Source organism: Bradyrhizobium sp. USDA 4011, from assembly GCF_054063415.1.
In genome coordinates, this window is record NZ_JBSSGG010000001.1 from 2963688 (window position 1) to 2984500 (window position 20813).

A 20813-nucleotide genomic window follows, 5' to 3' on the forward strand; every position below is an offset into this window, starting at 1 on the left:
ATCGCTATAGCGGCGGCTGAGCGCCGCGACGACCCGCTTTGCGGTGACGGCGTCCGGAAACGACCGCCTGGAGCTAGAGGCGCTTGGTCATGAACAGGCTGAGCGGATCTGGCGCGTAGTCCCCGAACGGCGAGCACTCCTGGTAACCGGCGGCGCGATAGAGCCCGATCGCCTCCGGCTGCCGGATTCCGGTCTCCAGGCTGATGCGCGCGATCCGCCGGTCGCGCGCGGCGTCCTCCAGCGCGTCGAGCAGGCGGCGGCCGAGCCCGTGCCGCGCGCGCCGGCACGCACGAACATCCGCTTCATCTCGGCATGACCGGGCGCGATGAGGCGGAAGGCGATCGACCCGAGCACCTCGCCATCGCGCCGCGCGACGAGGAAGACCGTAGCCGCGTCGGCAAGCGTCTCGACGGGGGCGAGGTGATTGCTATCGGGCGGATACAGCGCCTGCATGTGGGCGTCTGACAGATCGATCAGCTGCCGCACGTCGGGCTGCCGCGGGTCTTCGGGGGCGATGCTGATGTCAGGCTTGTGCATCTCTGGCCCATTGCGGGGTCGTCGGCGCGATTGTGGGCCGCGCTCGCCGCCCCGTCAATTTACGGGGCCTGCGACCAAAAGACTTCGTGCTGCCGCAGTTCGGTCACCGAAAATTAAGGCTCGATTTAGTTTCGAGGATCATCCTTTGCGTTACCGAACACGGGTCACGCCATGCAAGACCGCGAGCCGATCAGTCCTGGAAGCATCTGGCCAACGGATGTGACGGAGGGTCATTCGCCGGCGCAGACGGCGGACCTCTGGGACGTCTCAGGCGAGAACCACGACGCCGCCCTGCTGCTGCGGGAGCCGTTCGCCGACCGGATCGGCACCGCGCTGCTGGCAGCCACCGCACTGGCCGCAAGCTTCGTGCTGGGATGGACCGGCGGCGCCAACTGGCACGATTTTGCAGCTCCCGCCCCGGTCCCGGTGGCCCAGAAGGAAGCGCCTATCCCGCACGTTGCCGAGACGCGGCCGAGCCCAAGAAGCGAATCGAGGGGCGAGCGCCGGACCGCGTCCAACGCCGACCCCGCCGTCACCGGCAGCATTCCGAAGAGCACCCCTGCCAGCCCGCGCCCGCTCGCTCTCGGCGCCGCGCCCACCACCCTGAACGCGCAGGCCGCGGCGCTCGGGACGAAGCCGCCCGTGGCGACGGCGGAGACCCGGCCAAGCACGATTCCCGGATGGTCGGTGGTCGAAGTCCGCGACGGCACCGCCGTGCTGGAGGGGCCGGAGGGCGTCAAGATGGCCGCACGCGGCGACGTCGTCCCAGGCCTCGGCCGGGTCGATTCCATCGTGCGCTGGGGCAATCGTTGGATCGTTGCCACCGCGAGCGGCTTGGTCGCAACGCCCTGAGCGCGCGTTCGACGCAACAGCGCGATGAGTTCGTCAGTTTTTGCTTGGGCATGATCTTTTCGGAAAACCGCTTCGCACTTTTCCGGATCATGCCCTAGTTGCTGTTGATCACGAAACGCAGCGACTTGCTTCCGATGAACGTGACCTGATCACCCTGCCGCCGCCAGCTCGTCGTATCGCCGAGCGCGGTGAGCAGATCCTTGTCGGCTTGCGCCCGGTCCGGCGTGCAGTTGCGGTTCTCCATCGCGCCGGCAACGAACACGATGGTGTTGCCAGCAACCGAGAACTGGCCCTTGCCGCCGTCGCACCACAGCTCGAGGATCACCTCGCCATTGTCGCCGACCTCGATCGAGGGAATCCGCTTGGAGCCCGGCATGCGCGCGGCATCGAGCGTCATCACGAAGCCGAACGGGAATTCTTCCTGGGCCTGGACCGGCCCCGCGCCAAGCGCCGCTGCAACGACCACCAACGCGGCGATGCCGCCGTTCAGAATCCGCCTCATCGACATCACGCCATTCCCAGCAATTGCGACGCCGCCCTTGTATGGGACGAGGCTGCGATTGGCCAGAATGGCGGCGCGAGAAAAAGCGCTTGAAAAGCAAAATCCCCGCGGGCTCGCACCCGCGGGGATCTTCGTGGGCGACGCCTCGCCGCGCTATTTCAGCACCAGCGTCGTGAATGGATAGACATAGGCCTGCAGGGTCACGAACAGACCGACCAGGCACGCCAGCACGATCGAGTGCAGGAACACGTAGCGCAGGATCGATCCTTCGTGGCCGTACCAGTTGGTCGCGGTGGAGGCGACCACGATCGATTGCGCGTCGATCATCTTGCCCATCACGCCGCCCGAGGAGTTTGCCGCCGCCATCAGGATCGGCGACAGGCCGAGCTGCTCGGAGGTGATCTTCTGCAGATTGCCGAACAGCACGTTCGAGGCGGTATCCGATCCGGTCAGCGCCACGCCCAGCCAGCCGAGCAAGGTGCCGAAGAACGGATACAGCACGCCGGTCGCCGCGAAGGCGAGGCCGAGCGTGGCATCGACGCCGGAGAGCCGGGTCAGCGTGCCGATCGCCAGCATCGCGGAGATCGTGATCAGCGAGATCGCGCACAGACGGATGGTGCGGCCGTACTCGGCGATCAGCTTGAGCGGCGAGAAGCCCATCAGGAGGCCGGAGATGATTGCCGCGATCAGCATGCCGGTGCCGGTGAACGACAGATAGGTGAAGCTGAACACGGCGCCTTCCGGCGTCGGCTTGGCGGCTACCGGCGGCACCTTGAAGATCAGCTTGTCGAGCTCGGGCACCGCATAGTTCCAGGTGAAGTTGGCGTTCGCCCAGGTCTTGAAGGCCCCGTTGCCCCAGATCAGCATCAGGATGCAGACGATGATCCACGGCAGCAGCGCGCTCCACAATTCGCCCTGGGTCAACGGCGTCTTGTCGAGCGGCTTGGCTGCCGCCATCGTCGCCGCCGATTCATCGCGGCCGCGCAGCGCGGGCGACAGCCAGAGCTGACGCGGCTGCCAGACCTTCAGGAACAGGATCAGCGCGCCCATCGAGATCAGCGATGCGCCGATGTCGACGATCCAGGGGTTGATGTAGTTCGAGATCACGAATTGCGGGACCGCGAACGACACGCCGGTGACCAGGATCGCCGGCCAGATTTCCTTCATGCCGCGCCAGCCCGCGAACGCCCATACCACCCAGAACGGCACGATCAGCGAGAACAGCGGCAGCTGCCGGCCGACCATGGCGCCGAGGACGTAGGGATCGAGCCCGGTGACCGAGGCGAGGCCCTGGATCGGCGTACCCAGCGCACCGAAGGCGACCGGCGCGGTGTTGGCGATCAGCGACAGGCCGGAGGCTGCGAGCGGCGAGAAGCCGAGCCCGATCAGCACCGCACCCGTGATGGCGACCGGCGTGCCGAAGCCCGAGGCGCCCTCGAAGAAGGCGCCGAACGAGAACGCGATCAGGAGCAGCTGCAAGCGGCGATCCTCGGTGACGCCGCCGACCGCGCGCTTGAGCAGCTCGAACTTCCCGCATCTCACCGTGACCTGGTAGAGGAAGATGACGTTGAGCACGATCCAGCCGATCGGAAAGAACCCGGTGACGATGCCGAGGATCGATGCGCGGATCGACATGCCGGCCGGCATCGTGAACACGAAGATCGTGATCAGGTTGGTCACGATCACGGCGATGATGGCCGCGATATGCGCCTTCACCTTGCCGCTGGCGATCAGCACCAGCAGCGTGACCACGGGAATGGCGGCCGCGATCGTCGACAGCCCGGCATTGCCCAACGGATTGTAGATTTGATTCCAGGTGCTCATCTCGGGGTCCTTCCCACATTCTTATGCAGCGCCCGGCCTCGGTGCAGGCAGGCGCGCTGGTGCGATTGCGGGAGTCCCGTCGGAAGAATTGCAGCCCAGGCTCGCGAATGAACGATCGGTAAGGATCGCTCACATCCTCGCGAAAAATCGAAGGTCCCCCGCCCCTCGCCGTTGTCGTCATGCTAGGGTTGACTTGATCGCCGGGACAAGCCAACGCTTGCATGCCAGACCTACGACTTTAGTCGAGGATCACGCCGATTGTCCCGATACTTCAGGCCGTTGCGGCCACTTCTCCGGAGACGATAATCTGTGAACAACATTCGCTCGACGCTCGCGACGGTGTGGCGCATCGCCTCGCCCTATTTCAACTCCGACGACAAATGGGCAGGCCGCGGACTGTTGGCCGCGGTGGTGATCATCGAGCTCGCCAGCGTGTTTCTGACCGTGCTGTTCAACCGCTGGAACAATGTTTTCTACAACGCGCTGCAGGATCGTGATCAGGCGGTCTTCACCTATCAGATCGGTTACTTCTGCGTGCTCGCGGCGTTCTGGATCGGCCTGAAAGTCTACCAGCTCTATCTCAATCAATGGCTGCAGATCCGCTGGCGGCGCTGGATGACCACGCGTTATCTCGGCGGCTGGCTGAACGATGCCAACCACTATCGCATGCAGTTGCTCGGCGATGCCGCCGATAACCCCGACCAGCGTATCGCCGACGACACCCAGCGCTTCGTCGAACAGACCCTGACGCTCGGGATCGGATTGTTGAGCTCCGTCGTGACGCTTGCTTCCTTCGTGTTCATCCTGTGGGGCCTTTCCAATCAGGCGCCGCTGCATCTGTTCGGCAGAGAGATCGGGATTCCCGGCTATCTGGTATGGGGCGCGCTGATCTACGCGATCCTCGGAACGGTCTTGACCCATGTGATCGGCAGGCCGCTCGTCGACCTCAACTTCCGGCAGCAACGGTTCGAAGCCGATTTCCGCTTCAACCTGGTGCGGACCCGCGAGAACGCCGAGCAGATTGCGCTGCTCCGCGGCGAACCGGCCGAGCGCACGCGATTGCTCGATCGCTTCGGATTCGTGGTCGGGAACTGGCTCGACATCATGCAACGAACCAAGAAGCTGACCGCGTTCACCGCGACCTATTCGCAGGCCGCCGTGATCTTCCCCTATGTGTTGATCGCACCGGCCTATTTCGCCAACAAGATCCAGCTCGGCGGCATGATGCAGACCGCGTCCGCCTTCAGCAGCGTGCAGGATTCACTGTCGTTCTTCATCACGGCCTACCGGACGCTGGCTGAATGGCAATCGGTGGTCGCGCGTCTCGATGGCTTCGAGAACTCGATCCGCGGCGGCGATGCGCTCGCGCAGCGGCAGGACATCATCCACGTCAAGCCCACAGCCGGCGACACGATCGATCTCGACGATCTCCTGGTCACCCTGCCGGACGGCAAGCCGCTGCTCGCGGCTGACGGCTTCAGCCTTCGCGACAATGAACGCACCCTGGTCACCGGTCCCTCCGGCGCCGGCAAGTCCACGCTGTTCCGCGCGGTGGCCGGCATCTGGCCGTTCGGCCGCGGCGCGGTCCATATCCCCGCCAATGCCAGCCTGATGATGCTGCCGCAACGTCCCTATCTGCCGATCGGCTCGCTGCATGGCGCGGTGGTCTATCCGGGCCAGGCTGCAAGCTACGATGCGGGACGGGTCCGCGAGGTTCTCACCGCCGTCGGACTGCCGCAACTCGCGGCGCGGCTGGAGGAAGAAGCGCACTGGAACCGGATGCTGTCGCTCGGCGAGCAGCAGCGGCTCGGCATCGCCCGGGCGCTGCTGCATGCGCCGCAATTCCTGTTCCTCGACGAGGCGACGGCCTCGCTCGACGAGCCGTCGGAAGCCGCCCTGTACCGACTGATCGCCGAGAAGCTGCCCGACACCACGGTGGTCTCGATCGGCCACCGTTCGACGCTCGACGCCTTCCACCAGCGCAACGTGTCGCTGGTCCGCGGCGGCGACCGCTTCACCTTGCGTGACAAGGTTGAGGCCGCCGCGTCGTAGGTGAGCGAACTTGGCTACGAACTCGAACAGCTAGCCCGGAAGGCACTCGGCTCCCTCTCCCGCTTGCGGGGGAGGGTTGGGGTGGGGGCTCTCTCCACGAATCGCATTGTGGAAAGAGCCCCCACCCGCCGCGCTACGCGCGGCGACCTCCCCCGCAAGCGGGAGAGGTCCAGCCAGTCTGCCGCTCCAGTCTCGCCATCACCCGAGTCCGCAAAACAAAAGGGGCGGCAGATTGCTCTGCCGCCCCCGGATCCTCGGAAGAGGAAATTACTTCAGGTTGGACATCGCGGTCAGGTCGACCGAGAGCTTGGCGATACCGGCCGCGCCGCACCAGTTGGAGCCCGTGCCGAGCGGGTTGATCGGGGTGACATTGGTGGTGCCGCCTGCGGTGTAGTCGCTGGTGAAGGCGCTGCAATTGCCCTTCGACATGTCGGTGTCGGAGTAGCGCAGATCGAGCGTGAACACCTTGTAGGTGAAGCCGATGCCGATGTTCCAGGTGTTGTAGTCGGCATACTTGATGCCGTTCGGGAACGCCGGAACGCCGTAGAAGCTGTCGGAGGTGCCGAGCCACTGCCGGCCGAACTCACCCGACACATACATGCCGACGCCGCTGGTGCCGAACACGGTGCTCGGCGCGGTGTACTTGCCGATGATCGAGGAGTAGTTGCCCCAGGCGCCGGTGTTGAGGAAGTTCGGCGAGTAGTATTCGTTCAGGGTGAACGCCCAATTGTCGTTGATGGTGTAAGTCACCTTGCCGTAGACTTCGAAGAACGAGACGTCCTTCTTCATGACGTTGCCGTTCGGCAGGAAGTTGAGGGCGCAATCGGCACCCAGCGCCTTGCCGGCGGTGTCGAACGGCGCGCCGTAGTAGCAGGTTCCACCCGGATACAGGTAACCCCAGACACCGATGTCGAAGGCGAAGGCGCCGAAGGTCGGGCGGATACCGCCGTAGACGTCGACTTCAGCCGCAGCGCGGTTGGCGAAGGAGATGCTTTCGGTCGAGGTGCCAATGTAGAGCTGCAGGTCCTTGTTGACGTTGTAGCGCGGCTCGAAATAGGCGGTGACCGACGGATTGTGGTTGGACTGGGTGACGCCGCGGAAGATGTAGTCGCTGACGATGCCGGCGCCGAAGGCGATGTCCCAGGGATCGAAGGGAGCCGGCGGCGGCGCCTTGACGGCCTTCACCGCCATGTCAGCGGCCATTGCCGAGCTCGAAATCATTGCCAGCGCCGTTGCCAACAAAGCCAGTTTCTTCATGACGATCCCCATCTACTTTTCCAGACAGCCCCGCTCCGGTGGCCCCCAGGGCGCGCGATAACGGACTGCGACTAAATCGCGTGGGCTCAATCTGAAGCCCATGCACGGGACCGTGAAGCCAAAAAGACATGCATGTGCCGACTTTTTAGGCGTTCCAGCACTCTCGCCACACGTTGGTTGACGAGTGTTGCATTTACACCACAAGACTCAGGGCTCCCGCCCCGGTTGAGCGGCACGCAAAATCGGATTCGAGCAACAGTTCGACATGCAGCAGTCGGTATCGTCGCGAATCGCGTCTCCGCAAACCTACGGACGGCCGATACGGAAAAAGCCGCAGCGGCGTCCGCTGCGGCTTCGATCAGGTGAACCGGTGCAGATCCGGGCTAGTGGTGCTCGCTGTCGGACGTGCCCCAGCTCGGCGTCGGCTCGTGGCTCGGCGTGGCCCAGCTCGGGGCCGGCTGCGGCGCGGGCTCGGACGCCGGGGGCGCTGCAACCGGGGCAGCCGGCTTCGGCGCGGCGGCCTTCTTCGGAGCGCTCTTCTTGGCGGCCTTCTTCGCAGCCGGCTTCGCGGCCTTCTTCGGAGCAGCCTTCTTCGCAGCTTTCTTAGCGGTCTTCTTGGCTGACTTCTTCGCCGATTTCTTTGCAGACTTCTTCGCGGCCTTCTTCGCAGTCTTCTTGGCCGACTTCTTCGCGGACTTCCTCTTCGCCGCTACCGCCTTCTTGGCCTTTTTGGCCTTCTTGCTTTTCTTCGCCTTCTTCGACTTCGCCATCGTGGTCCTCCTGTTGCCGCTGATTTGAGTCCACCGCGTATTGAAGTGATCGCTTGCCGGTCAGCAGCTGCACCCCGAGGAGAGGCACCTTCCACTTCGCTTGTCGGGCATGATGGCCGCGCGATCGCTTCGCGTCTGTGGCAGGGAAGCGCCGGTCCTTCAGTTTGCGTCAGGGCAAGGCTGGGGTCCGGATCATGCTCGAATGGCAGTCGATCAATTCAATCCTGGCCGGGGACCTCCTGTCGCCCAATCGAGAAGCTCAATCGTGTGCACCACAGGAACTGACGTGCCGCCGGCAATCTGAACCATGCAACCAATATTGCCCGCAGCGATCATGTCCGGTTTGACAAGCGCAATATTGGCGACCTTGCGATCGCGCAATCTGCTCGCAATGTCGGGCTGGAGAATGTTGTAGGTCCCCGCCGAACCGCAACACAAATGGCTCTCAGGCACATCTTTCACCACGAATCCATTCTTGGAAAGCAATTCTTTCGGAAGTTGAGTGATTTTCTGTCCATGCTGCAACGAACAAGCCGAGTGATAGGCGACGGTGACGTCGCCTATCTGCGTTGAAGGCGCGAGCTCGAGGCCAGCGAGATACTCGGTGATATCCTTTGCCAGCGCCGAGATTCGCTTGGCTGCTTCCGCGAATGTTTTGTCCTCGCGCAGCAGGTAGCCGTAGTCCTTGACAACTGTCCCACAGCCCGAGGTCGTCACCAGAATGGCGTCGAGCCCGTTCTGGTCCGCTTCCCTTTGCCACACCGTGACGTTGGCCCGTGCGCGCGCCAGCGCGTCGGCGTCCTGCCCCATGTGATGGGTCAACGCGCCGCAGCATTGCTCGTCCTTGACCAGCACCACCTCGACGCCGTGCCGGGTCAGCACGTTGATCGCGGCCTGATTGATGCGTGGCGCCAGCACCTGCTGGGCGCAGCCCTGCAACAGCGCGACCCGCCCACGCCGCCGGCCGGTCGCCGCAAACACGGTTCCCGCAGCCGGACCCGGCGGCGGCAGGCTGCGCGGCGCCAGCACCAGCATCGCCTTGATCCGCCGCAGCAGGCCCGGGCTCGCCGCACCGACCGACGGCGTTGGCAGCAGCGCTGTGAGCGGACGGGCGAGACCGGCCAGGATCATGCTGATGCGGAACAGGCCCGGCCGCGGCAGCACGTAGGCGAGCACCGACCGCAGCAGCCGCTCGGTCAGCGGCCGCTCGTAATCCCGCTCGATCCTGACCCGGGCCTGGTCGACGAGGTGCATGTAGTTCACGCCCGAGGGACAGGTGGTCATGCAGGCGAGGCACGACAGGCAGCGGTCGATATGCTTGACCACGTCCGCCGTCGGCGGCTTGTCCGTCTCCAGCATCTCCTTGATCAGGTAGATGCGGCCGCGCGGGCTATCGAGTTCGTCGCCGAGCAGCACATAGGTCGGACAGGTCGCGGTGCAGAAGCCGCAATGCACGCAGGCGCGCAGGATCTTGTCGGCTTCCTTGATGTCGGGATCGGCGAGCTGCGCCAGGGTAAACTCGGTCTTCATGCCCCCCCGCCTCGAATCATCCGGCCGCGGTTGAGGACCGATCTCGGATCGAAACTCGCCCTGATACGTTCGCCGAGTGCGGCAAGCCCGGCCGGCTGCGGCTGGAACACGTCGACCGCACGGCGCACATCCTCGGTGGCGCGGATCAGGGTGGCGTGCCCGCCGACCGCCTCGACCTGGCTGCGGACCAGCGCAGCCTGCGCGTCGGCATTGGGCGGCACCGCGGCCCAGATCAGCCCGCCACCCCAATCGTAGATCACGTCGCCGCCGGTGGCGCGCGACAACGCCTGACCGAGCGAGCCGCCTGAGGCTGGCGGGCAAACGATGCGCCACACCGGCCAGGCCCCGAGCGCGCCGCTCGCCGCGAGCGGCACCACGTCGCGTAGCGCGCTCCAGATCGCAGCTGAGGCGTCGTCAGCCAGGCTCTCGACCGTTCCATAGGAGGAGAGTGCCTGGCTGAGCGAGGCCGCCCGGTGCGCCGCCGACGCCGAAATGCCCTCAAGCCGCACCAGCGTGACCGGCTGGCCGGAGGCCGCGAGGCCGGCGAGCGCGCCGGTCCCCGACCGCAGCGACGAGCCGGGCAGATGCGCCGCGCCCGACACGTCGAAGGGCGAGCCCAGCGCTGCCGTCATCGCCTTGTTGGCGGCGACGTCGTCGAGCCCGCGCAGCACCAGCGTCCGCTCGGCTTCCGGCTTCGGCATCACCTTGAGCGTCACTTCGGTGATGACCGCCAGCGTGCCCCAGGAACCGGTCAGCAGCTTGCAGAGATCGTAGCCGGTGACGTTCTTCACCACCCGCCCGCCGGTCTTGAAACTGTCGCCGAATCCGGACACCGCGTGCGCCCCGAGCAGGTGATCCCGGGCGCCGCCGGCCTTGATACGGCGCGGACCGGCAAGGCCGGCGCCGATCATGCCGCCGATCGTGCCGGCTCCCGCGGTGCCGAGCAGCACGGACATGTCCATCGGCTCGAAGGCGAATTGCTGGTTCTTGGCGTCGATCAGGGATTGCACGTCGGCGAGCGGCGCGCCGGCCTGCACCGTGATGATCAGCTCGTTCGGCTCATAGGAGCTGACCGCGTTCAGCACCGAAACGTCGAGCACGGCATTGGTCGCCATCGGATGGCCGATGGCGCGTTTCGATCCATGACCAATGACCTCGAGCGGCTGCTCGCTGGCAACAGCCGCGCGCACCGCCTCTTCGAGGTCCTGGACGTCTCTGACTTTCAGCGTTTCCACACGCTAGTCGGTAACGAAATTTGGCTCCGAGATCAAATGCGACGAACCCCACCCTCGCAATGCCGACGGAATGGTCCGGGAGCGGGGCTTGCCACCCAACAAAGGTGGGAACGGCGGTCGGGCCACTCCGCTCGAGGTTTTGGCCACATCGCGCGTCCTGCGCAGGCGGAGACGTAACACTTCGACCGAAGTCGAACCATTTTCACGACATCGACATTTCGATCGTCGCCTAACCGAGTGCGCAGCACGATCCACTATCTCTCGCGGGCGGTTCGGCCGGCACGACGGTTGGCGCACTTCATCTGGAGGCGATCATGAAACGTTCGGAGTCACGACCACGACGATGATGCTCACCCGACGATCGGCCATCGGCTCGTTCGCGGCGATCATGACGATCGCCGGCGTCTCGCCCTGGACCGGATCGCAAGCTCGATCGGAGCAAAGCAACGGAGGAATGCATATGAAGCACTATGCGATGAGCACGAGAACCATCAGCGATGCGATCAACACATCAGGCCTTCTGGTCGTGGCGCAATGGGAAGCCAAGGAAGGCCAGGCCGACAAGGTCGCGGCAATTCTCGACGGCTTCCTGCCCGAGGCGCAGAAGGACCCCGGCACCAAGCTGTTCCTGATCGGCCGCGGCAAGGACAACCCGGCGCAATTCCTGTTCTACGAACTGTTCCAGGACGAAGCGGCATTCAAGGCGCATGCGGAGAGCGCCTGCTTCAAGACCTATATCGCGGAGCAGGCGCTGCCGCTGCTGGCCAAGCGCGAACGGACGCAATACGTGCTGCTGTAAGACGGTGCCGCGGGAGGGCTTGCGATGCAGGTCCTCCCCCTCCGGTGCAATATCAGACCGACGCGCGGCTGCCGCCGAGCGTCGCACCCAACTCGATTCGCTCGGGCGATTTGCGCCAGAAGGCTGCGATCGAAATCCGGGAGAGCACGGCCGCCTCGATCCGTTCGACCTGCGCCCTGAGCCGAAGCGCATGCTTCTCGACGAGATGCCAGGACACGAACGCGACGCCGAAGGCAAGCGGCAGGCTGATCAGGATGTTCAGATACCAGTGCTGGACCGGCGGCCCGAACGAGGCAACGCACTGCTGGATGACGAACCCATAGAGATAGAGCCCGTAGGAGTAATCGCCTGACGACACGATCCAGCCCCGTCGCGGGTTCAGCAGACCGAGATAGCACGCGACATAGGCGGCCGGCACCGGAGCCAGCGCGTCGCCGCGTCCGGTGGCCATGCCGGCGGCGCACAGCAACAGCGCGACCAGGCACGCCGTGCGGTTGAACGGCACCTTGTCGCGCCAGAGGTAGAAGCCGACGCCGGCAAGGAAGCAGAACACCAGAAGGTGCGGGCGAAGCTGGATCGGCACCTCCTCCCAGCGGTAGACGTCGTAGCTCACCAGCGCGACCTGAACGATCACCAGGAACACAAGGTAGGCCACCCTGTTGAAGCAGATCGTGGTCACCGCGAGCAGCGCCAGGACGACGTAGCACCACAATTCATACGGCACCGTCCAGAGCTGGGCATTCACCACCTCCGGCAGCGGATTGTGCAGGAAGACGCCCGGCAGCTCGTAATGGATGTCGCCGACCATGTTGAGAAAATAGGCGTGGAATGTCGGGTCGGCGACATACTGCGCCAATGGCAGCTCGGTGAACACCGAGCCGATGATGACGGCCGACAGCGTCGTCTCGACCGCGAGCGCCGGCCCGATCCGGAGCACGCGCAGGCCGAGGAAGGAGATCAGGCTCTTGCACCGCTGCAGGCTCGCCGTCACCAGGAAGCCGCTGAGCGCAAAGAACAGCGCGAGGATCATCGCGATGCCGATGCGGAACGAGCTCAGGATTTCCAGCGCCCGGCCAAGCCCGAGCGTCACGTTCAGGCTGTGCAGGCAGATGATCGATACCGCCAGCGCAATCCGCATGTAGTCGAAACCTGCGGGCCGATTGCGCGAAAGCGCCAGCTGATCGGCCAGGCTGGGCATCGATGTGTTTCCGAAGACATGCATCTTGGGAAAATACCGAGGAACAGCTGAAGGCCGTGTAAACGGTGGGTGGGCACCGCAATTGCAGCGACGCGCAACGGCAGCCGTGACGACCTGCCAGGGCCATCGCGGCAAGCATCGGTTAAGGTTATCGGCTGGCGAGCGCGATCGATCGAAATGTACCGATCGCCCTGAAGCGCGATGAGATCAGGTTGAATCGTCATCGCGCTTGAGCTCATTGTTTGAGCACGATCTTTTCGGAAAACCGCTTCGCACTTTTCCGGATCATGCTTTTAGAACCGCGGGATATCCGGGAACGCCAGCTTGCCGGCGTGGACATGGACGCGGCCGAGCTCGGCGCAGCGGTGCAGCGTCGGAAACACCTTGCCGGGGTTGAGCAGGCCCTCTGCATCGAAGGCGCATTTCAGCCGCTGCTGCTGGTTGAGATCGATCTCGGTGAACATTTCCGGCATCAGGTCGCGCTTCTCGATGCCGACGCCATGCTCGCCGGTGAGCACGCCGCCGACCTCGACGCAGCAACGCAGGATATCGGCGCCGAACGCTTCCGCCTTCTCGATCTCGCCCGGCTTGTTGGCATCGTAGAGGATCAAGGGGTGCAGATTGCCGTCGCCGGCGTGGAACACATTGGCGACGCCGAGGCCGTATTTCTCCGAGAGCTCGCGGATCCGCGCCAGCGCCTTCGGCAGCGCGCCGCGCGGGATGGTGCCGTCCATGCAGAGATAGTCCGGCGAGATCCGCCCGACCGCGGGGAAAGCCGCCTTGCGGCCGGCCCAGAACAAATTGCGCTCGGCCTCCGAGGTCGAGATCTGGCAGGAGGTCGAGCCGCAGCCTTGCGCGATCGCCTCGACCCGCTTGATCAGCTCGTCGACCTCGACCTGGGGCCCGTCGAGCTCGATGATCAGGAGCGCCTCGACGTCGAGCGGATAGCCGGCATGGACGAAAGCTTCCGCGGCGTGGATCGCCGGCTTGTCCATCATCTCCATGCCGCCCGGGATGATGCCGGCGCCGATGATGGCAGCCACGCATTCGCCGGCCGCCTCGACCTCGGCGAAACCGACCATCAGCGCGCGCGCCGTCTCGGGCTTCTGCAAGATGCGCACCGTGATCTCGGTGATGACGCCGAGCAGCCCCTCCGAGCCGGTGATGATCCCCATCAGATCGTAGCCGGCATTCTCCGCCGACTTGCCGCCGATGCGCAGGATCTCGCCACTCATCAGCACGATCTCGCAGCCCAGCACGTTGTTGGTGGTCGTGCCGTATTTCAGGCAGTGCACGCCGCCGGAATTCTCCGCGACATTGCCGCCGATCGAGCAGGCGATCTGCGACGACGGATCGGGCGCGTAGTAGAAGCCGGCATGGGCGACCGCCTGGCTGATCGCAAGGTTGGTGACGCCGGGCTCGGTGACGACAACGCGGTTGTCGAAGTCGATCTCGCGAATCCGCTTGAACTTGCCGAGCCCGAGCAGCACGCCGTCGGCGAGCGGCAGCGCGCCGCCGGACAGCGAGGTGCCGGAGCCGCGCGGCACCACCTTGATGCCCTGCTCCTGGCAATATCTGAGGACCTTCGCGACCTGCTCGGTGGTATCGGGCAGCACCACGACCATCGGCGGTTGCCGATAGGCGGTCAGACCGTCGGATTCATAGGCCAGCATTTCGGCGGCGCTGTCGATCACGCCCTCGCCCGGCACGATGGCGCGCAAGGCGGCGACGATTTCGGCGCGGCGGGCAAGGACGGCCTGATCGGCCGCCGGCATCATGATGGACATCGGTGTTCCCTCGGAGCGCTCGGCGCTTTGCGGATTTGTTACGACAAATCAATCAGGTCTGCACCTGTTTCAGTTACCCGGCCGAAGGTCGGATTGCCCCGCCTCGCAATGTCGAGTTCTCTCTCGGACAAGCGGACGGCCATGAAACCTGTCAAAGTTTCGTGGCTTGTCCTGTCCAAGCCGGACATGCCACAAACCAAACACTACCCCCCGGGACGAAACGAAGAGAACCCCATGAACCTAAAGACCTTGAGCGCGCTGGCGGTCGTCACATCGCTGGCCACCGCGTCCTCCGCGCTGGCGCAGGATGCCGCCGCCGGCAAGACCTCATTCAACAAATGCCTCGCCTGCCACGCGATCGGCGAAGGCGCCAAGAACAAGGTCGGCCCCGAGCTCAACGGCCTCGACGGCCGCCACTCCGGCACCGCGCCGGATTACAGTTATTCCGATGCCAACAAGAATTCCGGCATCACCTGGAACAAGGAAACCTTCCTCGAATACATCAAGGATCCGAAGGCCAAGATCCCCGGCACCAAGATGGCCTTCGCCGGCATCAAGAACGAGACCGAGGCCAACAATCTGTGGGCCTACGTGTCGTCGTTCGACAAGGACGGCAAGCAGAAGCAGTAATCGGCGGTATCGGACATCGTCCGCCCTGCGCAAATGCCAGGGCGGACGGGGATGGCTCTTCTTCGAATCGCCATCCCCTTCTGGCTTTCTGATTTGAGCATGATCTTTTCGGAAAGCCGCTACGCACTTTTCCGGATCATGCTCTGCTACCGCGATCAGCGCGGCAACAGATTGGTCTTGGCGAGATCGACCACCTCGTCGCCGCGGCCGCTCATCACGGCGCGCAGCACCCACAGGCTGAAGCCCTTCACCTGTTCCAGCGTGATGGTCGGCGGCATCGACAATTCCTGCGTCGCGGTCACGACGTCGAGCACGGCCGGGCCGTCATGTGCGAGCACGCCGCGGATCGCGCCCTCGAGCTCGCCGGGATCCTCCACCCTGACGCCGTGAATGCCCATCGCGCGGGCCATCGCCGCGAAATCGGGATTCTTCAGGTCGACGCCGGTCTCGATGAAGCCGGCCGCCTTCATCTCCAGCGCGACGAAGCCGAGTACGCTGTTATTGAAGATCACGACCTTCACCGGCAGCTTGGCCTGCGTCAGCGTGATCAAATCGCCCATCAGCATCGCAAAGCCGCCGTCGCCGGACATTGACACCACCTGACGCCCCGGCTGCGCCGCCTGTGCGCCGATCGCATGCGCCATCGCGTTGGCCATCGAGCCGTGCACCCAGGAGCCGACCAGACGGCGGCGGCCGTTCATTTTCAGATAGCGCGCGGCCCAGATCGTCGGCGTGCCGACGTCGGCGGTGAACACCGCATCCTCGGTCGCCTGGTCGCTGAGCAGGCGCGCCAGATATTGCGGATGGATCGGCTTTTGCCCCGGCTTGCCGCCGGCAAGATCGTCGAGTCCGGCGCGGGCGTCCTTGTAGTGCGCGAGGCTGGCGTCGAGAAACTTGCGCTCGGTCTTGACGGTCAGCTTCGGCAGCAGCGCGGCGATGGTCTCGCCGACGTCGCCGACGATGCCGAGATCGAGCTTGCAGCGGCGTCCGAGGTTTTCCGGACGGAGATCGACCTGCGCGATGCTGATGCCGGTCGGGAAGAACTGCTTGTAGGGAAAGTCGGTGCCCAGCATCAGCAGCACGTCGCAGCCGTGCATCGCGGCATAGCCCGAGGAGAAGCCGATGAAGCCGGTCATGCCGACATCGTAGGGATTGTCGTACTCGACATATTCCTTGCCGCCGAGCGCATGCACGATCGGGCTCTTCAGCGTCTCGGCGAGCTTGATCAGGCCGGCATGCGCGCCGGCGCAACCGCGGCCGCAGAACAGCGTGACGCGCTTTGCGCCATTGAGCAGCGCGGCCAGCGCGTTCAATTCGGCCTCGGCCGGACGCACCACCGGCGCGGGCGGCAGCAGGCCGGCATTCGGTGCGATGTCGCGCTTCGGCGCCGGCCGCATCGCAACGTCGCCCGGCAGCACCAAGACGGCCACGCCGCGCTTGCCGACCGCGGCGCGGATCGCATTCTCCAGCATGTAGGGCAGTTGCGCCGGATCCGATACCAGCTCGCAATAATGGCTGCATTCGCGGAACAGGTCCTGCGGATGGGTCTCCTGGAAATAGCCGCCGCCGATCTCGGCTGATGGAATCTGGGCCGCGATCGCCAGCACCGGCGTGCGGCTGCGATGCGCGTCGAACAGGCCGTTGATGAGATGGAGATTGCCCGGGCCGCAGGAGCCCGCGCACACCGCAAGGTCGCCCGTGATCTGGGATTCGGCCGCGGCGGCGAAGGCCGCCACCTCCTCATGGCGCACATGCAGCCAGCCGATCGTGCCGCGCTTGCGCAGCGCCTCGGTCAAGCCGTTGAGGCTGTCGCCGACGACACCGTAGATGCGCTTCACGCCGGCCTGGGCGAGGGTTTCAGCGATGAGGTCGGCGATGTTGTCGATCCGCATGGGGCTTGTCCTTTGGATGGTATCTGTCGAGCCGCGCAGCCGCATGATGTTCGGCAGGCTGCAACCGCGCAAGCCTCACCGGATCACAGATTCGCGGGCGCAATCTTGTCCGCTGTTGCCGCCGGTTGGACCAATTGGTCGGCCATCGCCTCGATCTCGGACGCCACGAGGTCGGGCGCCGCATACTGCACCATGTGACCGACACCCGGCAGCACGATGAGCCTGGCGTTGGGCGCTGACGCTGCAAGCGGCCGCGAATGGATTCCGGTCGAGACCGTCTTGTCGACGTCGCCCGAAATGATGGACAGCGGCGCCTTGATCTCCGCATAGCGCGGCGCCTGTTCGACCACGGCGGCCTTCAGCGTGACGAGGTCGCGCGCATTGGCGATGAATTCGCGCGGGCGCAGCAAGAGCAATGTCTCGCTGTCGCGGACGAAATCGGCCGGCATCGGCTGCGGCGCAAACACCCCGCGCGCGCCCGAATTGGCGACGAGGCAGCCGAGCGGCAGCGTGACTGTGTGCGCCAACAGCGGTCCGATCAAAGGCGTCGAGATCACATCATTGTAGCGGCCGGCGCCGCCGCGCCAGGGATAGGCGACGGGCGCGAGCAGCGCGAGGCCCGCCACGCGATCCGGATGATCTAGTGCCATGCGCAGGGCAAGCGCGCCGGCCCAGGAATGCGCCACGACGATCGCCCGGTCGATACCGAGCCTGGTCAGCACTTCCGCGAGCATCCGGCCCTGGATCGCCGGCGTCGAATCCGCGACGCGCGCGCGCGTGCTCCAGCCATGGCCCGGCCGGTCGATCAGGATCACCCGGCGCGTTTTGGCAATGCGGTCGCTGAGCGGCTGCATTGCCCGCAGGTTGGAGCTTGCGCCATGCAGCAGCACGACCGGCGCCCCCGCGGCATCGCGCGGGCCGAGCTCGACGACATGCAGCCGCGCGCCGGATACCTCGATCATTCGCCCCTGCGGCGGAAAGGCGCGCTGGATCAGCTGGACGCCGATTTGCGTCGCCAAGGCCAGCGCCAGCCCTGCGGCCGCCAGCGCGATGATCGCGATTAACATCGAGGGGGTCCGAAGGGTCTTGGGCAGTTGAAGCGTCTTGGGCACCCGAAAATTACGACGAAGGCGAAGCCAGGTTTCGCGTGGATTTGCCCGCAGCCCTGGGATGCCCTTGTTCGGAAAGCCAATTTTCGGTTGTCCGGTTCGCGCCTAGGGCGCAGTTGTCCACAATGCGCCCAGCCTGTGGATAGCGGGTTCATCCCACCGTCATTAGTAATTCCATAGATTGCCCGTGGCAATTTCGCCATCAGAGGCGAGGCTTCATCGAAACCGGGACGTGCCTCTTGGCTTGTGCACTGAATCCACAGGAACCTGCGTCCGCACGACGAGTTCAACGGGAAGTAATCGGAGGAGTACCATGATTTCCGACCCTAGCGATGTGGCCATCGATCAGATCGTGGCGAGCTGCAACGGCGACCTGCGCGGAGCCCTGAAGGCCCTGCTGCTCGTGAATGAGCACCTGGAGGCGGAGCTTCAGCAATTCTATGCTGCTGTCGCCCAGGACAGCGCATCCCGCGGCAAGTTCCTGCACTAATCTCCTGCGCCGGACCGTATCGCGAGCAAGCATCAGCTCGCGAGCAACGTCTCCCCTCGCGTCAATCGCACGCAATCAGATGTCGCGGCCTTCGACCTTCTCGGTCAGTTGCTTGACGATCTGCGGCACCTTCTCAAGATAGGGATCGACAGCCAGCGCCTTGCGGAAGGCGTCCAGCGCGCGCTTGTCGTCGCCCATGTCCTGCATGATCATGCCGACACCCGCCAGCGCGCCGAAATGGCGAGGCTCACGGGTCAACACCTGCTGCAGGTCTCCCAGCGAACGGACGTAGTCGTTCTTGAGATAATAGATCGTCGCGCGCCGGTTCCAGGCCTCGACATAATCGGGCCGGAGCTTGATCACCGCGTCCAGAAGCTTCAGCGCCACATCGATATTCTGGGCGTCGAGCGCAGCCTTGGCGCGCACCATCAACAGCGCCGCGGTATCGCTCGGGGTTTGCAGCCACAGCGCCCAGATCCGCGCCTCGACGTGGCGGGCGCTGTCCTCATCGGGCGCAGCCTTCAGGGCGCCGAACAGGAAATCCAGCCCGCGAGTACGGTCGGCCGGAACCTTCGGCAGCTTGGTCGGCGCTTCGGGCAGTTTCTTCTGGGCCTTCGGCGGCGGGACCACCCGCGGATCGTCCTGCGCGGCGGCCGCGACAGGCATGGCCGCGACCGGCACGGCAAGCAGCGCGGCGATCAGGATCGCCAGCCGGCGGTTGCCAAGTCCAAGGAAGTTGAATCCCATGGCCCGAAGTCTAGACGCACAACGCCGCGCTGCAAAGCAGCACGGCGTCAAAGACCTGTGAAAGAGATGTGTTGGGATCGGCGCAATCGGCCGACCCGCGCCGGATCAACCCTGGCGCGCCTTGAAACGGCGCTGGACCTTGTTGATCACATAGACGCGGCCCTTGCGGCGGACCAGACGGTTGTTGCGATGGCGGCCGCGCAGCGACTTCAGCGAGTTACGGACCTTCATGGGACAATCCTGTTACTTCGAAAGGCCCGTGTTGGAGGCCGTACCTGATTAATGCCAATGAATGGCAAAATGGGATTATCCCGACAAGCGGCCGACCGCGCGGGACGGCCGGGTTCTAAGCCATCGGACCGTTGAATGTCAACCGAGATGGGCCGATTTTCGGCCATATCGCGGCCTGGAACCGGCGTCGGTCACCCTGGCACGCCATTGAGATCGCATCAGAAACGGCGACCGTCGCGTATGCGGCGCCAATCCCCGATCCCGTCGCGGCGCCCTGGCGGTGGATTCGTGACCAGCGAATCGTGCTCGCACGCCGCGCTCGCGCCCACTCAAGGACCACTCGCGGCCGAACCGAGCCCGCTTCGCCATCGCGTCCCATCAACTCAGACCGCTTGCGAAAATTGTTATATCATATAATTATTTTCCATCACCAACAAACGCGCCGCCGGGGAAGCCGAATGCCCAAGCTCAAACTGCCCGACATCGAAAAGGTCACAGCGATCGACATCCACACCCATGCCGAGGAGCCGTGCGGCATGCATGGCGACGACGGCTATGACGATTTCCAGGCGCAGATGGCCGACTATTTCAAGTCGCCGCACAAGCATCCGCCGACCGTGCCGGAGACCGCGGCCTATTACCGCGCCAAGAACATCGCCGCGGTGATCTTCCCGGTGGACGCCGAACGCGAGACCGGTTTCCGCCGCTACAAGAACGAGGAGATGCTGGAGATCGCCTCCGATCATCTCGACGTTCTGATCCCGTTCGTCTCGATCGACCCGCACAAGGGCAGGCTCGGCGTCCGCGAGGCGCGCAGGCTGATCGAGGACTACGGCGTCCGCGGCTTCAAATTCCATCCGACCATGCAGGGCTTCTACGCCAACGACCGCATGGCCTATCCGCTCTATGAGGCAATCAACGAGGGCGGTGCGATCGCGCTGTTCCACACCGGCCAGACCGGCGTCGGCTCGGGCATGCCGGGCGGCATGGGGATGCGGCTGAAATATTCCAACCCGATGTACATGGATGACGTCGCGGCCGACTTTCCCGACCTCAAGATCATCCTCGCGCATCCCTCCTTCCCCTGGCAGGAAGAGGCGCTCTCGGTCGCGACCCACAAGCCGAACGTCTATATCGACCTGTCCGGCTGGTCGCCGAAATATTTCCCGCCGATCCTGGTGCGCTACATCAACTCGATCTTGCAGGACAAGATGCTGTTCGGCTCGGACTGGCCTGTCATCACGCCGGACCGCTGGCTCGCCGACTTCGCCAAGCTCGACATCCGCGAGGAGATCCGGCCCAAGGTCCTGAAGGCCAACGCGCGCAAGATTTTGGGGATTTAGAGCATGATCCGGAAAAGTGCGAAGCGGT

18 protein-coding genes and 1 pseudogene are annotated in these 20813 nt (G+C 64.6%); 7 read left to right on the forward strand and 12 right to left on the reverse strand.

What is annotated here, in order from left to right; all coding sequences use genetic code 11:
- Positions 1-73: 73 nt before the first annotated feature.
- Positions 74-537, reverse strand: a pseudogene (locus tag ACVW1C_RS13940) (GNAT family N-acetyltransferase).
- Between the two features lie 219 nt (positions 538-756).
- Between ACVW1C_RS13940 and ACVW1C_RS13945 the strand changes: the two are divergent.
- Entirely contained in the window at positions 757-1389 is a 633-nt protein-coding gene (locus ACVW1C_RS13945) for a hypothetical protein (protein WP_456758913.1), read from the forward strand.
- 94 nt (positions 1390-1483) lie between these two features.
- Here the strand turns inward: ACVW1C_RS13945 and ACVW1C_RS13950 are convergent, their stop codons facing one another.
- Together ACVW1C_RS13950 and ACVW1C_RS13955 are read right to left on the reverse strand one after the other, a co-directional pair.
- Complete coding sequence (locus ACVW1C_RS13950; protein ID WP_456763076.1) at positions 1484-1891, reverse strand: META domain-containing protein; 408 nt, start codon at positions 1889-1891, stop codon at positions 1484-1486.
- A gap of 153 nt (positions 1892-2044) precedes the next feature.
- A complete protein-coding gene (locus tag ACVW1C_RS13955; RefSeq protein ID WP_456758914.1) occupies positions 2045-3715 on the reverse strand; it encodes an L-lactate permease in 1671 nt (556 codons plus the stop codon).
- A 309-nt stretch (positions 3716-4024) separates the two neighbouring features.
- On the opposite strand from ACVW1C_RS13955, the gene ACVW1C_RS13960 reads away from it, so the two are divergent.
- A complete protein-coding gene (locus tag ACVW1C_RS13960; protein WP_456758915.1) occupies positions 4025-5767 on the forward strand; it encodes an ABC transporter ATP-binding protein/permease in 1743 nt (580 codons plus the stop codon).
- A gap of 267 nt (positions 5768-6034) precedes the next feature.
- Here ACVW1C_RS13960 and ACVW1C_RS13965 read toward each other — a convergent pair whose 3' ends face one another.
- The gene (locus tag ACVW1C_RS13965) at positions 6035-7024 is read right to left on the reverse strand and encodes a TorF family putative porin (protein WP_456758916.1); all 990 of its coding nucleotides are present in this window, start codon (positions 7022-7024) and stop codon (positions 6035-6037) included.
- A 405-nt stretch (positions 7025-7429) separates the two neighbouring features.
- Here ACVW1C_RS13965 and ACVW1C_RS13970 point away from each other — a divergent pair, with 405 nt between their 5' ends.
- Positions 7430-7822, forward strand: coding sequence for a hypothetical protein (locus tag ACVW1C_RS13970; RefSeq protein ID WP_456758917.1), 393 nt, complete (start codon positions 7430-7432; stop codon positions 7820-7822).
- 185 nt (positions 7823-8007) lie between these two features.
- Here ACVW1C_RS13970 and glcF read toward each other — a convergent pair whose 3' ends face one another.
- Positions 8008-9324, reverse strand: coding sequence for a glycolate oxidase subunit GlcF (glcF, locus tag ACVW1C_RS13975; RefSeq protein ID WP_456758918.1), 1317 nt, complete (start codon positions 9322-9324; stop codon positions 8008-8010).
- Entirely contained in the window at positions 9321-10559 is a 1239-nt protein-coding gene (locus ACVW1C_RS13980) for an FAD-binding protein (RefSeq protein WP_456758919.1), read from the reverse strand. The genes glcF and ACVW1C_RS13980 overlap by 4 nt, the downstream gene beginning before the upstream one ends.
- 460 nt (positions 10560-11019) lie before the next feature.
- On the opposite strand from ACVW1C_RS13980, the gene ACVW1C_RS13985 reads away from it, so the two are divergent.
- The gene (locus ACVW1C_RS13985; protein ID WP_456758920.1) at positions 11020-11358 is read left to right on the forward strand and encodes a putative quinol monooxygenase; all 339 of its coding nucleotides are present in this window, start codon (positions 11020-11022) and stop codon (positions 11356-11358) included.
- A 52-nt stretch (positions 11359-11410) separates the two neighbouring features.
- Here the strand turns inward: ACVW1C_RS13985 and ACVW1C_RS13990 are convergent, their stop codons facing one another.
- Entirely contained in the window at positions 11411-12556 is a 1146-nt protein-coding gene (locus tag ACVW1C_RS13990; protein WP_456758921.1) for an acyltransferase family protein, read from the reverse strand.
- A gap of 293 nt (positions 12557-12849) precedes the next feature.
- Complete coding sequence (locus ACVW1C_RS13995) at positions 12850-14343, reverse strand: FAD-linked oxidase C-terminal domain-containing protein (protein ID WP_456758922.1); 1494 nt, start codon at positions 14341-14343, stop codon at positions 12850-12852.
- Positions 14344-14577: 234 nt separating this feature from the next.
- On the opposite strand from ACVW1C_RS13995, the gene cycA reads away from it, so the two are divergent.
- The gene (gene cycA, locus ACVW1C_RS14000; RefSeq protein WP_106323665.1) at positions 14578-14973 is read left to right on the forward strand and encodes a cytochrome c-550 CycA; all 396 of its coding nucleotides are present in this window, start codon (positions 14578-14580) and stop codon (positions 14971-14973) included.
- A gap of 155 nt (positions 14974-15128) precedes the next feature.
- Here the strand turns inward: cycA and poxB are convergent, their stop codons facing one another.
- A complete protein-coding gene (gene poxB, locus ACVW1C_RS14005) occupies positions 15129-16865 on the reverse strand; it encodes a ubiquinone-dependent pyruvate dehydrogenase (RefSeq protein WP_456758923.1) in 1737 nt (578 codons plus the stop codon).
- 83 nt (positions 16866-16948) lie between these two features.
- Positions 16949-17932: an alpha/beta fold hydrolase gene (locus ACVW1C_RS14010; protein ID WP_456758924.1), complete on the reverse strand. Its 984-nt coding sequence runs from the start codon at positions 17930-17932 to the stop codon at positions 16949-16951.
- Between the two features lie 355 nt (positions 17933-18287).
- On the opposite strand from ACVW1C_RS14010, the gene ACVW1C_RS14015 reads away from it, so the two are divergent.
- On the forward strand, positions 18288-18464 hold the full coding sequence (locus tag ACVW1C_RS14015; protein WP_171948016.1) for a hypothetical protein: 177 nt from the start codon (positions 18288-18290) through the stop codon (positions 18462-18464).
- A 75-nt stretch (positions 18465-18539) separates the two neighbouring features.
- On the opposite strand, the gene ACVW1C_RS14020 is transcribed toward ACVW1C_RS14015, so the two are convergent.
- Positions 18540-19211, reverse strand: a complete 672-nt coding sequence (locus ACVW1C_RS14020) for a tetratricopeptide repeat protein (protein WP_456758925.1) — start codon at positions 19209-19211, stop codon at positions 18540-18542.
- Positions 19212-19316: 105 nt separating this feature from the next.
- On the reverse strand, positions 19317-19442 hold the full coding sequence (gene ykgO, locus ACVW1C_RS14025; protein WP_002718645.1) for a type B 50S ribosomal protein L36: 126 nt from the start codon (positions 19440-19442) through the stop codon (positions 19317-19319).
- 458 nt (positions 19443-19900) lie between these two features.
- Here ykgO and ACVW1C_RS14030 point away from each other — a divergent pair, with 458 nt between their 5' ends.
- The gene (locus ACVW1C_RS14030; protein WP_456758926.1) at positions 19901-20785 is read left to right on the forward strand and encodes an amidohydrolase family protein; all 885 of its coding nucleotides are present in this window, start codon (positions 19901-19903) and stop codon (positions 20783-20785) included.
- Positions 20786-20813: the final 28 nt, after the last annotated feature.